This is a genomic window from Phocaeicola faecalis, from assembly GCF_021730445.1.
In the GTDB taxonomy this organism is placed as follows: domain Bacteria; phylum Bacteroidota; class Bacteroidia; order Bacteroidales; family Bacteroidaceae; genus Phocaeicola; species Phocaeicola faecalis.
The window spans coordinates 804,906-819,113 of record NZ_JADNRM010000001.1 but is presented as its reverse complement, the minus strand read 5'-3'; the positions used below and the strand labels follow the sequence as shown (position 1 = coordinate 819,113).

Annotated in this window: 8 protein-coding genes; all 8 read left to right on the top strand. The window is 45.0% G+C overall.

Annotated elements, in window-relative coordinates; genetic code table 11:
- A complete protein-coding gene (locus tag IR173_RS03455; RefSeq protein WP_237038277.1) occupies positions 1-2,325 on the top strand; it encodes a glycoside hydrolase family 20 protein in 2,325 nt (774 codons plus the stop codon).
- A 16-nt stretch (positions 2,326-2,341) separates the two neighbouring features.
- Entirely contained in the window at positions 2,342-3,481 is a 1,140-nt protein-coding gene (locus IR173_RS03450; protein ID WP_237038276.1) for a cyclically-permuted mutarotase family protein, read from the top strand.
- On the top strand, positions 3,478-5,538 hold the full coding sequence (locus tag IR173_RS03445) for a glycoside hydrolase family 20 protein (protein WP_237038275.1): 2,061 nt from the start codon (positions 3,478-3,480) through the stop codon (positions 5,536-5,538). Before IR173_RS03450 ends, IR173_RS03445 begins: the two co-directional genes overlap by 4 nt.
- A gap of 6 nt (positions 5,539-5,544) precedes the next feature.
- Positions 5,545-7,797, top strand: coding sequence for a GH92 family glycosyl hydrolase (locus IR173_RS03440; RefSeq protein ID WP_237038274.1), 2,253 nt, complete (start codon positions 5,545-5,547; stop codon positions 7,795-7,797).
- Positions 7,798-7,805: 8 nt separating this feature from the next.
- On the top strand, positions 7,806-10,310 hold the full coding sequence (galB, locus tag IR173_RS03435; protein ID WP_237038273.1) for a beta-galactosidase GalB: 2,505 nt from the start codon (positions 7,806-7,808) through the stop codon (positions 10,308-10,310).
- 176 nt (positions 10,311-10,486) lie between these two features.
- The gene (gene nagA, locus IR173_RS03430) at positions 10,487-11,650 is read left to right on the top strand and encodes an N-acetylglucosamine-6-phosphate deacetylase (protein WP_237038272.1); all 1,164 of its coding nucleotides are present in this window, start codon (positions 10,487-10,489) and stop codon (positions 11,648-11,650) included.
- Positions 11,651-11,947: 297 nt separating this feature from the next.
- Positions 11,948-13,054 (top strand): 6-bladed beta-propeller, encoded by a 1,107-nt coding sequence (locus IR173_RS03425; protein ID WP_237038271.1) that lies wholly within the window; start codon positions 11,948-11,950, stop codon positions 13,052-13,054.
- Positions 13,055-13,557: 503 nt separating this feature from the next.
- Positions 13,558-14,184, top strand: a complete 627-nt coding sequence (locus tag IR173_RS03420) for an HU family DNA-binding protein (protein WP_317207917.1) — start codon at positions 13,558-13,560, stop codon at positions 14,182-14,184.
- Positions 14,185-14,208: the final 24 nt, after the last annotated feature.

Below are 14,208 nucleotides of genomic sequence, written 5' to 3'. Positions count from 1 at the left end.
ATGAAACATTTAATGAGCCTAGCAGGGCTGTCTGTGGCAGGTTTGATGCTTGTATCCTGCAACACACAAGTAAAAGAAGCAAATTATCAGGTTATCCCGTTGCCGCAGGAAATCTCGGTAATGGAACAGGCTGCTCCGTTCATTTTGTCGGAGGGTACAAAGATTATGTATCCCGAAGGCAATGAGAAAATGCAAAAGAATGCAGAGTTCTTGGCAAGTTATATTAAAGATTTGACCGGAAAAAGCTTGACTGTACAAGCCGGTACGGAAGGTAAAGGTATTCTCTTGCAATTGGGAGGGAATGCAGAAAATCCGGAAGGTTATCAATTGAAAGTGACGGATGCCAATGTCGTGATATCCGGTCCGACAGAAGCCGGTGTTTTCTATGGTATCCAGACATTGCGTAAGTCTATTCCGGTGGTACAAGGCATGGACATTGCTTTGCCCGCAGTAGAAATCAGTGACTATCCTCGTTTTTCTTATCGTGGAGCACATTTGGATGTGTCTCGCCATTTCTTCCCGGTCGACTCGGTGAAACGTTTTATTGATATGTTGGCTTTGCATAACATTAACCGTTTCCACTGGCACATCTCTGATGACCAAGGATGGAGAATCGAAATCAAGAGCCGTCCCGGATTGACGGAAGTCGGTTCAAAGAGAACAGAAACTGTAATCGGACATAATACCGGTAAATATGACGGTCAGCCTTATGGTGGTTTCTATACTCAGGAAGAAGCAAAAGAAATCGTTGCCTATGCTGCCGACCAACATATTACGGTTGTTCCTGAAATCGATATGCCGGGACACATGCAGGCTGCTTTGACCGCTTATCCGGAATTGGGATGTACAGGAGGCCCGTATGAAGTATGGAAAATATGGGGTATATCGGATGATGTACTGTGTGCCGGAAATGATGAGACACTGAAGTTTATTGACGATGTATTGGGTGAAATCATTGAGATTTTCCCGTCTGAATATATTCATGTAGGAGGTGACGAATGTCCGAAAGTGCGTTGGAAAACTTGTCCGAAGTGCCAGGCACGTATCAAGGCATTGGGTATAAAGGGTGATAAGAAACATTCGGCAGAAGAATATTTGCAGAGCTTCATTATCAATCATGCAGAGAAGTTCTTGAATGACAAAGGTCGTCAGATTATAGGCTGGGACGAAATTCTGGAAGGTGGATTGGCCCCCAACTCAACTGTTATGTCATGGCGTGGCGAATCAGGCGGTATAGAGGCTGCCAAGCAGAAACATGATGTGATTATGTCGCCGAATACTTATCTGTATTTTGATTATTATCAGTCTAAGGACGTTGAGAATGAGCCGGAAGCCATCGGTGGTTATCTGCCTATCGAAAGAGTTTATTCTTATGAGCCGATGCCTAAGTCTCTCACTCCTGAAGAACAAAAGTATATAAAAGGTGTACAGGCTAACTTGTGGACGGAATATATTCCTACTTTCAGTCAGGTAGAATACATGGAATTGCCTCGTATGGCTGCTTTGGCCGAAGTACAATGGACAATGCCTGCGAAGAAAAATTATGAAGACTTCTTGAAACGTTTGCCGCAACTGGTAGATGTATACGATGTATATAAGTACAATTATGCTACTCATGTATTTGATGTAAATGCTGTTTTCACTCCTAATCCGCAGGATGGAACATTGGATGTAACTTTATCTACTATTGATAATTGTCCGATTTATTACACATTGGATGGAAGCGAGCCGACTGCTGCGTCAGCACAGTATACAGAACCTTTGAAACTCAAAGAAAACTGCACTTTCCAGGCAGTGGCAGTTCGTCCTACAGGAAACAGCCGTGTGGTGAAAGAGGACATCGCTTTCAACAAGGCAAGTATGAAACCTATCACTATGTTGCAGCCGGTAAATAAGCAATATGAATTTAACGGTGCTCCCACTTTGGTGGATGGATTGAAAGGTAATGGAAATTATAAGACAGGCCGTTGGATTGCTTTCTATAAAAATGACATGGAAGCTGTGATTGATTTGAAAGAACCGACCGAAATTCAAAGTGCTTCTATCTCTACTTGTGTAGAAAAGGGGGACTGGGTATTTGATGCTCGTGCCCTTTCTGTAGCAGTGTCCGAAGACGGTCTGAACTTTAAAGAAGTTGCTTCAGAAAAATATCCTGCCATGAAGCAGGATGACAAGAACGGAGTGTTTAACCATACATTGACATTCTCACCGGTTAAGGCTCGTTATGTCAAGGTGACAGCTTTGACGGAACATAGCATTCCTGCTTGGCATGGTGGTAAAGGCAATCCTGCCTTCTTGTTTGTAGATGAAATTTCGTTGAACTGATTAATCCATAGCTTGTGTGACAAAGAAACAATTATATGGAAATTTGCTGGCTGTATTAGTGGGTGGTTTATTGGCATGCAGTGCATGCCATCACACTGATGCGTCCGGTTCTGAAATATCTCTTGAGAAAATGAACGGCTTCCCTTCGGGGAATGCCGCTTTTCTTAAGGGAGTTTCTGCTTTATATGCAGGAGTAACAGAAGGCCGTTTGATAATGGCGGGTGGATGTAATTTCCCGGATATTCCTGTTGCCGATGGCGGAAAAAAGGTGTTTTATAATGAAGTTTATGCCACTCCTTTATCATCGGATACCACCTTCCGGTGGAAACAAATAGGTCTTTTGCCTGAAGCGTCAGCGTATGGAGTAACTATTTCTACACAAAAAGGGTTAATTTGTGTTGGAGGAACTACTGCTGATGGTAGTATATCTGATGTATTTCTTTTATCTTTGCAAGAAGACGCCCTGGTAACCGATACTTTACCTTCTTTACCCGTGACTGTCGATAATATGGCAGGTGCCTTAATCGGTGATTTGCTGTATATCGTAGGAGGAAATGTGAATGGTGTTCCCTCTTCGGATATGTATTCGCTGGATTTGTCAAACTTGGATAAGGGATGGCAGAAAGAGGCCAATGTGCCCGGCGAACCGAGAGTGCAACCGGTATGTGCGGCACAGGGAGGAAAACTTTATGTTTGGGGAGGCTTTGCTCCGGCTGTAGATGGACGCGAGGCAACCTTGTCTGTGGACGGTTATGTATATTCACCCGAGACGAAAGAATGGACTTCGGTAGCGACCCCGGTCGATAAAGAAAGAAAAAGTATTTCATTGGGAGGTGGAGCAGCCGTTCCTTGGGGAGAAGAGGCTATTTTGTGTGTGGGCGGTGTCAATAAGGATATATTCCTGAAAGCCTTGCAGGGCATTTATGCGGGAAAAGAATATCTGTCGCATCCGGTGGAGTGGTATCAGTTCAATAAGAATCTGTTGCTTTACTATCCTGCGAAAGATGAATGGAACTCTTTGGGTGAATATGAACAGGGAGCACGTGCAGGAGCAGCTTTGGTTGCCGACGGAGTTTATACTTATATAATAAATGGTGAATTAAAACCGGGTATTCGTACCAATGAAATAAACAGAATTAAAGAGAATAGAAAATGAGGAAACTTACACTATTGGCAGGTGTGGCGTTGAGCCTGTTGTTGGCGGGTTGCGCCAAGGAACAGAAAGAGACACTTTCTGTGATTCCCGTTCCATTGAGTGCAGACTTGCAAAAGGGTGCTTTTCAATTGAATAATCAAACAAAATTATGGATAGATGCACCCCAAGAGGATAAAACGGTATTGGCAGACTACATGGCCGGCTCTCCTTATCAATTGGACGCTGCTCTGGAAGAAGTGGCCGATAATGCGGTCATTCTTCAACAAGTAGACCGGTTGCCGGATATTACTTCGCCCGAAGGATATGTATTGGAAGTAACTCCGAAGCAGGTAAAAATCCGGGCTACCTCGGGTGCAGGACTTTTTTATGGTGTCCAGACATTCCTTCAAATGGTCAATGAGAAAAAGGAATTGCCGGTAGGAACCGTTACCGACGAGCCACGCTTTGCCTATCGTGGTATGATGCTCGATGTTTCCCGTCATTTCTTTGATGTGAATTTTGTGAAAAAGCAGATTGATGCTTTTGCCTATTATAAACTGAACCGCCTCCATTTACATCTGACTGATGCGGCAGGCTGGCGTATTGAAATAGATAAATATCCCCATCTCACTGAATTTGCTGCGTGGCGTGAGTTCCCCACCTGGAAAGAATGGTGGAACAATGGTCGTCAATATCGTGAAGAAGGTAGTGAGAATGCTTATGGAGGCTATTACACCAAAGAGGATATCCGTGAATTGGTGGCTTATGCCAAAGCTCGTTATATAACCATCATTCCCGAAATAGAAATGCCGGCACACTCGGAAGAAGTATTGACGGCTTATCCCGAACTGTCTTGTACACACGAACCTTATAAGCAGGCTGATTTCTGTGTGGGCAATGAAAAGACTTTTGAATTTCTGGAGAATGTGCTGACGGAAGTGATGGAATTATTCCCGTCCGAATATATCCATATTGGTGGAGATGAGGCGGGTAAAGCATCTTGGCCTACTTGTAAGTTATGTCAGGCACGGATGAAGAAGGAAGGTTTGAAAGATGTGAACGAATTGCAGAGTTATCTGATTCATCGCATTGAAATGTTCCTGAATGCCCACAACCGCAAACTGTTGGGGTGGGATGAAATTCTTGAAGGAGGATTGGCACCTAATGCTACAGTTATGTCATGGCGTGGAACGGAAGGAGGAATGAAAGCGGTGGAAGCCGGTCATAAGGCTATTATGACTCCGGGTGAATTTTGTTATTTTGATTCTTATCAGGATGCACCGGATTCTCAGCCCGAGGCTATCGGCGGGTATCTGCCTTTGTCCAAAGTCTATTCCTTTAATCCGGTACCTGATACGTTGAGTGCCGAAAAGGTGGGACTGGTGTATGGTGTGCAGGCAAATCTGTTTACAGAATATATTCCGACACCCGAGCATGCTGAAATGATGATTTACCCCCGTGTTCTTGCGTTGGCGGAAGTTGCCTGGAGTGCACCGTCGAAGAAGAATTATGAAGACTTCCATGTACGGGCTCTAAAAGCGGTGGAAGAATTGAAAAAATCCGGTTATTATCCGTTTGAACTGAAAAATGAAATCGGTAACCGTCCCGGAGCTGATAAGCCGGTGGAACATCTGGCAGTAGGGAAGAAAGTGACTTATGGCCCTGATGCTGCTTATTATCCCGGATATGCTGCCGGGGGGGATACGGCTTTGGTCGATGGTGTCCGTGGCGGATGGACGTATGGTGATAAGCGTTGGCAAGGTTTCATTGACAAGAAAAGAATGGATGTTACGATTGATTTGGAGAAAGAGACGGAACTTCATTTTATCGGTGCAGACTTTATGCAGGTTTGCGGACCGGAGGTATTTATGCCTGCCGAAGTGACAATCTCTATATCCGATGATGGTAAAGACTTTACAGAATTGAAGCATATCGAGCATAAAGTAGTGAAAGACGATAAGGTAACTTTTACCAATTTTGGTTGGGAAGGCAATGCTAAAGGACGCTATGTACGTTATCAGGCAACTTCCGGCGAGTTTGGTGGTTTCTTGTTTACAGATGAAGTTGTAATTAAATAAATGACTATGATACGAAAACTGAGTATTTTGACCGGTGTCGCATTGTTTTCTTTGCTGACTGCAATGGCGCAAAAAGAACCGGCCGATTATGTGAATCCTTTTGTGGGGACTACGAATTATGGGACGACTAATCCCGGTGCGATGTGTCCGCAGGGAATGATGTCGGTTACGCCTCTCAATGTATTGGGGGATGTACCCGAAAATAAGATTAACAAGGACAGCACCTGGTGGTCTACTCCTTACGAGTTCAATAATAAGTATATGACAGGATTTGCCCATGTCAACCTGAGTGGTGTGGGTTGCCCCGAATTAGGCTCTTTACTGCTGATGCCGACCACCGGAAAGCTGAATGTTGATTTTAATACTTACGGAAGTGTGTACAGCAATGAATTGGCTACTCCCGGCTATTATACCAATGTATTGGATAAGTATAATGTAAAGTGCGAAGTGACGGCTACTCCCCGAACCAGCATGGCACGTTTCACTTTTCCGGCAGGACAAAGCAATATCTTGCTGAATCTGGGTGAGGGATTGACAAACGAGAGTGGCGCAACAGTGCGTTTTGTCAATGACCGTGAGATTGAAGGAACCAAGTTGCTGGGTACTTTTTGTTATAACCCGCAAGCTGTATTCCCAATATATTTTGTGATGCGCATTAATAAAGTACCGGCAAAACGCGGCTACTGGAAAATGATGCGTCCGATGGGGGTGGAAGCACAGTGGGATGACACGGCAGGCAAGTATAAACTTTACACTGCCTACACAAAGGAAATGAGCGGTGACGATGTCGGTGCATGGTTTACTTTTGACTCGACAGTGAGCGAAACGATAGAAGTCAGCATGGGCGTATCCTTTGTGAGCATCGAGAATGCACGTTTGAATCTTGAAAAGGAGCAACCGTTCGGAACTACATTCGACAAACTGCGTGCCGAAGCACGCAAGATGTGGAATGACGACCTTTCACGCATCACTGTCAAAGGCGGAACAGAAGAACAAAAAGGAGTATTCTATACCGCCATGTATCACACTCTTATCCATCCGAATATCCTTCAGGACGTTAGCGGTCAATACCCGCAGATGGAAGGCGATAAGATTCTGACTACCAACCGTAACCGTTATACGGTATTCTCATTGTGGGATACATATCGCAACGTACACCAATTGATGACGCTGGTATATCCTGAGCGCCAGATGGATATGATTCATACCATGCTCGGAATGTATAAGGAACATGGATGGTTCCCTAAATGGGAACTTTACGGACGTGAGACGCTGACAATGGAAGGCGACCCTTCCATTCCGGTTATTGTGGACAGTTGGATGAAAGGTCTTCAGGACTTCGACATCAACTTGGCATATAAAGGTATGTATAAGTCGGCCACTACTCCGGGTAAGGATAACCTGATGCGCCCGGATAATGATGACTATATGGCAAAGGGATATGTGCCGATGGAAAGCCAATATGATAACTCTGTTTCACATGCCTTGGAATATTATGTGGCAGATTATGCGCTGTCTACTTTGGCAGAAGAACTGGGAAAGAAAGAAGATGCCAAGCTGTTCCGCAAACGTTCTATGGGTTATAAGAATTATTTCTGCAAAGAATTTGGCACTCTGCGTCCCATTACGCAGGAAGGCAAGTTCTATGAACCGTTCGACCCCAAAGAAGGAGCAAACTTTGCACCCAGTCCCGGTTTCCACGAAGGAAATGCATGGAATTACACTTTCTTTGTTCCTCATGATATCAAAGGGCTGACAAAATTGATGGGTGGCGACAAGAAGTTCGTAGATAAGCTGCAAAGTGTGTTCGATGAAGGAAATTATGACCCTGCCAACGAACCGGACATTGCCTATCCGTACTTGTTCAGCCGTTTCAAAGGCGAAGAATGGCGTACTCAGAAATTGGTAAAAGAGTTGCTGGCCAAACACTTCACTACCAAACCTGACGGTATCCCCGGAAATGATGATACAGGTACTATGTCTACATGGGCTATTTTCAGTATGATGGGATTGTATCCTGATTGCCCCGGTGTACCCGAATATACATTGACCACTCCGACTTTTGATGAGATAACCATTAAGCTTGACCCTAAATATTGGGGTAAAGACAAACTGGTCATCAAGAAGGAAGGTCATGGAGACTATATCAAGGAAATCAGATTAGGAAACAAGAAAGTGAATAAATACCTTATTTCTCATGAGGACTTGATTAAGGCGGGAGAGATAACTTTTGTTGTTACAGACCATATCAATAAATAAGAAAGACTATGAATACTAAACGATTTTTATGTGCCGCGTTGGGGGCTATCTGTTCCCTTGCTTTCATGCAAGCGCAGGTAAGAACCGAGCAGACCTTTGAAAAAGGGTGGAAGTTCACTCGTGAAGACAATGCAGACTTTGCGAAGCCCGGATTTAATGATGCCAAGTGGCAGAACGTTACCGTTCCCCATGATTGGGCTATTTACGGGCCATTCAGTATAAACAATGATAAGCAGGAGATGGCAATTACCCAGGATGGGCAAACCGAAGCAATGGAACATGCCGGACGTACCGGCGGACTTCCTTTTGTAGGAACGGGTTGGTATCGCCTCAACTTTGATGCTCCTTCTTTTGAAAAAGGCAAGAAAGCTACATTGATATTTGACGGTGCCATGAGTCATGCCCGCGTATATATCAACGGACAAGAGGCAGGATACTGGCCTTATGGCTATAACTCATTTTATGTGGATGCTACACCTTATCTGAAGCCGGGAGAGAAGAACGAACTGGCAGTCCGTCTGGAAAACGAGCGCGAATCTTCACGTTGGTATCCCGGAGCAGGGCTGTATCGCAATGTGCATTTGGTAGTGACAGAAGATGTACATATCCCGACATGGGGAACTGTCATCACAACTCCTGTTGTGGAGGACGGTTTTGCAAGAGTCAATGTGAAGACTGACTTAGTAATGCCCAAAGGGAAAAATGTCGGTGATTACCGCATTGTAACAGAAATACTGAATCCCGAAGGAAAGAGAATCTCTTCGGATGACAGACCGGGAGATAGACTGGACGGAACCTTCTTCAACCAGAATTTTGTTGTGTATCATCCTTCTTTATGGTCACCTGAGAATCCGGCATTGTACACTGCAGTTTCTAAAGTCTACGATGGCGAGACATTGAAGGATGAATATACGACTCGTTTTGGTATCCGTACATTGGAGATTGTACCTGATAAGGGCTTCTTCCTGAATGGCAAACTTACAAAATTCAAAGGAGTTTGTAATCATCATGATTTAGGCCCTTTGGGTGGTGCTGTGAATGATGCGGCTATCCGTCGTCAAATCCGCATATTGAAGGATATGGGCTGTAACGCCATCCGTACTTCTCATAACATGCCTGCTCCCGAGCTGGTAGAGGCGTGTGACGAGATGGGGATGATGTTGATGCCGGAATCATTCGACGAATGGAAATCGGCAAAAATGGCGAACGGCTATCATAAGGAGTTTGACGAATGGGCAGAGAAAGACCTGGTGAACCTTATCCGTCACTATCGCAATAATCCGAGTGTCGTGATGTGGTGCATCGGTAATGAAGTGCCCGACCAATGGAATGGAAGTAACGGACCGAAACTTTCACGTATGTTGCAGGATATCTGCCATCGCGAAGACCCGACCCGCCCGGTCACTCAGGGTATGGATGCCCCTGACGCCGTAGTCAACAATAATATGGCGGCTACTATGGACATAGCCGGATTTAACTATCGTCCCCACAAGTATCCCGAAAATTATAAGAAGTTGCCGCAACAGATTATTTTGGGTAGTGAGACTGCTTCCACTGTCAGCTCTCGCGGTGTATATAAATTCCCTGTAACCCGTCAGGCTATGAAGAAGTATGATGACCATCAGTCTTCATCATACGATGTGGAACACTGCGGATGGTCTAACTTGCCCGAAGACGACTGGATTTGGCATGATGACAAACCATGGGCTATCGGAGAATTTGTATGGACAGGCTTTGATTATCTGGGTGAACCGACACCTTATTATACAGATTGGCCCAGCCATTCTTCTTTATTTGGTATCATTGACCTTGCCGGCCTGCCTAAAGACCGTTACTATCTCTACCGTAGCCATTGGAACAAGGACGAAGAGACCCTCCATATCCTTCCTCATTGGACATGGCCGGGACGTGAAGGCGAAGTCACTCCGATTTTTGTATACACCAACTATCCTGCGGCAGAAGTGTTTATCAATGGTAAGAGTCAGGGCAAGCGCACAAAAGACCTGAGCGTTACTCCCGAGAATAGTGCCGATTCAGCCTCTACCGCCGACTTCAAACGCCAGCAGCGCTATCGTCTGATGTGGATGGATACAAAGTATGAGCCGGGAACGGTAAAAGTAGTGGCTTACAATGACAAGGGAGAAGCGGTGGCCGAAAAAGAAATTCACACAGCCGGCAAGCCCGACCATATCGAACTGGTGGCCGACCGTAACGAAATCAAGGCGGACGGCAAAGACCTGTCATTCGTGACCGTGAGAGTGGTAGACAAGGACGGTAATTTATGCCCCGATGCACAACACCTCATCAAATATTCGGTGAAGGGTGCAGGAACGTATCGTGCCGGAGCCAATGGTAATCCCGCTTCATTGGAACTTTTCCATCTTCCGCAGATGAAAGTTTTCAACGGAATGATGACTGCCATTGTTCAAAGTACCGATAAACCGGGCGAGATAACATTAACCGCAACAGGCAAAGGACTTAAATCAGGTAGGCTAGTTTTAATGAGTAAGTAAAAAGATTTGTTTGAATTCCCTCTATCTGTGCCCCGCTTGATTTTATTAAGCGGGGCTTTTTATATTAAAATAGTTAGAAAATAATTCAGGATATCTGCAGCTAACTGTGAAAAAGTTAGTAATTTTGTTCCCATATTTAATATGCTGTTTAGAAATCCTAATTTTATTACTATATTATGTTGACCCAAATCATAAACGCGAAGATACTCACTCCTCAGGGATGGTTAAAGGACGGTTCTGTCCTGATGCGCGACAACAAAATTTTAGAAGTAACAAACTGTGACCTGGCCGTTATCGGAGCCGAGCTGATTGACGCCAAAGGTATGTATGTAGTTCCCGGCGGTGTGGAAATCCACGTTCATGGCGGTGGCGGCGGCGACTTTATGGAAGGTACTGAAGAGGCTTTCCGTACAGCGATTAACGCTCACATGAAGCATGGTACTACCAGTATTTTCCCTACTTTGTCTTCATCCACAGTGCCGATGATTGAAGCGGCTGCCGAAACCTGTACCAAGATGATGGCTGAACCCGATAGCCCGGTGCTTGGTCTGCACCTCGAAGGACATTATCTTAATATGAAAATGGCAGGCGGCCAGATGCCCGAAAACATCAAAGACCCGGACCCGAAGGAATATATTCCTATTGTAGAGAAGTGGGGCTGTATCAAACGTTGGGATGCCGCTCCCGAATTGCCGGGCGCCATGCAGTTTGGTAAATATATCACAGGAAAAGGCATCTTGGCTTCAGTGGCTCATACCCAAGCCGAATATGATGATATCCGTGCTGCCTACGAATCGGGTTATTCTCATGCCACTCATTTCTATAATGCGATGCCGGGCTTCCACAAACGTCGTGAATACAAGTACGAAGGTACGGTGGAAAGTATCTACCTGATAGACGATATGACTGTAGAAGTTGTGGCAGACGGCATCCATGTTCCTCCCACCATCTTGCGCTTGATTTACAAGATTAAAGGTGTGGAACGCGCTTGTGTTATCACCGATGCCTTGTCGTGTGCAGCCAGTGACAGTAATGTGGCTTTTGACCCCCGTGTCATTATTGAAGACGGTGTCTGTAAGTTGGCCGACCGTTCCGCTTTGGCAGGAAGTGTGGCTACCATGGACCGCTTGATTCGTACGTTGGTGCAGAAAGCTGAAATTCCGTTGGAAGATGCTATCCGTATGGCTTCGGAAACTCCGTCCAAGATTATGGGAGTATATGACCGCAAGGGTTCACTGCAGAAAGGCAAAGATGCCGATATGCTCATTCTTGACCAGGATTTGAATATCCGCGCTGTATGGGCAATGGGTAAGCTGGTAGAAGGAACTTATACTCTGTAAGAACAGGCTGAATAAGAACGGAAATAGGACTTTATAAAATCTCCTTTCACACCAAACAGGATGTAACTCTATTGGGGTACAGCATGTTAGGGTGAAAGGAGATTTTTTGCCTCTTTCTTTTCCCTTTAGAAATAATTATTTCCCATTTCCTTTTGCGCATCGTTTATTTATCTATATTTGCCCATACTATTAATCATAAAACGATGTGTGATGAACAAACATTTCTTCAGGCTTTCCTGCTGTTTTTTCATAGCAGCTATATTATCTTCCTGTAGTGGGAATCAAAAGGCTGCTCCAATGACGGAAAATGGCATGACTGTAATTCCCTTTGAATCGGCTGTCCAAGATGAGAGAGAACTGTCGATGAGCGATTTTGTGGCAAACGTAGACTATATTCCTCTGCAAACGGATTCCAATTGCCTAGTCGGTAATTTGTGGGATAACGGGGTTGTCCGTTCTTCAAAATATTTCTTTTTGGCAGTAGGAGACAACTTGCTTCAGTATGCTTTGGACGGAAAGTTTATCCGCGTGCTAGGAGGGATAGGCGGTGGACCGGGAGAATACAATTGGATAAGCGATATAGATGTCAATGACCGGTCGCAGCGTCTTTTTGTTGGCGATATAGGCAAGATAAATGTATATGATACGGAAACCGGCGATTTTATTTGCTCATATCCTACGAATGATGAAACTTTTCAGTTCAAGGTGAAGAACGACAGTACCCTTTTCCGCTTCCTTTATAATTCGACAGGCAAAGTGGCTACCCGGGTCTTGATTTCCGATGCTCATGGCGATACACTTCGCGCTTATCCCCGCCATGATTTATTCGATGTAGAAGAGGGGATGGTCTTTATGATTGGTTCGTCCGACGACCGTTTTATGTATCGTTGCGGAGATGACATTTGCTATCGGGAGAACTATAACGATACCATTTTTACGGTGACCGAACAGGAACTCATTCCGCGTTATGTATTCGACTTAGGCAAATATCATCTGCCGTCCGATTATCGTTTTGAACTTCTTGGCGATGATGATAAGTTTAATTCTCTGGCCAGTTCTTATCTGTCTATTCATCCGATTGAAGTGGCGGATTTTGTATTTATCCCATACGCATATTGGGCGGGGGAAGGTAAACGGGAGAATATGATGGCTATCTATGATAAGCGCAAAAACGAATGTTATAAAGTGGCGGGCGGCGCATTGAAGAATGATATGGATGGCTTGTTTGATTTTCGTCCGGCTATTGCTTTGGATGATTATACACTGTTGAAAGTAGTGCAGGCTTCCCAAGTCCTCAGGTATGCCGAGAAAAATCCTTCGGTCTTGGAAAATGAGAGATTGAAGAACTTGCAGGAAGATGATAATCCGGTGCTGATGGTCGTGACACTGAAGCAACAGCCCTGAGAAGGGAATGTTCTTTCCAGGTCTCGGGAAATATCTTTTTAGCGAGTTTCACTTCTTCTTCAAGAACTGCAAAATTATAGGTCGTCAATGCCATGTTCGGTGCGCGGTTGATGCGGGAGCTTGCATAGTTGAGGCTGTCGGTCCGCAGAACACAATGAAACCGTTGTTCTTTGTGAACATCAAACTATGTTATCAGGCTGTCTTCCTATATGTCGTATCCTTTTGTTTATTCATTCAGTTTTTTAAGAAAGGGGGCAAATACGTGATTATCTTTCTCCTTAACCCATCTTTTCCTTTCTATTAAGCCTTTATCTCCTAAAGATTAAGTACTTTTGTACAGAAGTGTTCTATCTCCAAAAGTTGCGGAGTTAATTCCATAACCTTTGGAGATAACTCCATAGACTTTGGAGTTAAGTCCAAAGCTTATGGAGATAGAATATGATAGGAGGAAAACCCTTGGCCATAAGGCAGAAAAGGCTTACGCATACGGATAAAATCTTTTAATAATGGAGATACAATATGATTTCAAGACCAATCCTTTCAAGGAAAAGGATGGCAAGCCGGTGCTTTATCCGGCGGTAGTGGTGAAGGAAACGATTACTACCGACCACATAGTGAAGGAATTGTCCAGGCACAGTGCATACTCGGCAGGCTGTGTGATGGGAGTGCTGCAGGAGGTGTCCGATGCCATTGTGTCTCATTTGCGGCAAGGGAGAAATGTGCGGTTGGATGGGCTGGGTACGTTTTCTCTTGCTTTGTCCTCGCGTGAGGTGACAGACCGGAAGGAGATACGTGCGGCATCCGTGAAGATAAAGAAGGTGAACTTCCGTCCGGTGCCGGAGCTGGTGAAGCGGGTGCGGCAGGAAACGGAAATCCTCCGTGCCGACTTCGGCTTCCTTCCTACAGTGAAGAAATATAATAAGGAGGAGCGCTGGACGCTGCTGGAGGCTTATCTGAAAGAACACGGTTCCATTACACGTCTGGCCTATTCGGAATGGCTGGGGGTGGCGCGTACCACGGCTGCCTACGAACTGAAGGCATGGTATGAGGAGAAGAGATTGGACAAAAAGGGAAGGCACGCCCATGCAGTGTATGTGCTGCGCCAGCAGGAAAGTGTCACAGAAGTCTAGTTCCTTTACATGTTTTCAGCTGCC

Excerpts from the sequence above, each read along its gene's own strand:
- IR173_RS03455 (WP_237038277.1), top strand. The coding sequence starts at position 1 with ATGAAACATTTAATGAGCCTAGCAGGGCTGTCTGTGGCAGGTTTGATG.
- IR173_RS03445 (WP_237038275.1), top strand. The coding sequence starts at position 3,478 with ATGAGGAAACTTACACTATTGGCAGGTGTGGCGTTGAGCCTGTTGTTG.
- IR173_RS03440 (WP_237038274.1), top strand. The coding sequence starts at position 5,545 with ATGATACGAAAACTGAGTATTTTGACCGGTGTCGCATTGTTTTCTTTG.
- galB (WP_237038273.1), top strand. The coding sequence starts at position 7,806 with ATGAATACTAAACGATTTTTATGTGCCGCGTTGGGGGCTATCTGTTCC.
- nagA (WP_237038272.1), top strand. The coding sequence starts at position 10,487 with ATGTTGACCCAAATCATAAACGCGAAGATACTCACTCCTCAGGGATGG.
- IR173_RS03425 (WP_237038271.1), top strand. The coding sequence starts at position 11,948 with ATGACGGAAAATGGCATGACTGTAATTCCCTTTGAATCGGCTGTCCAA.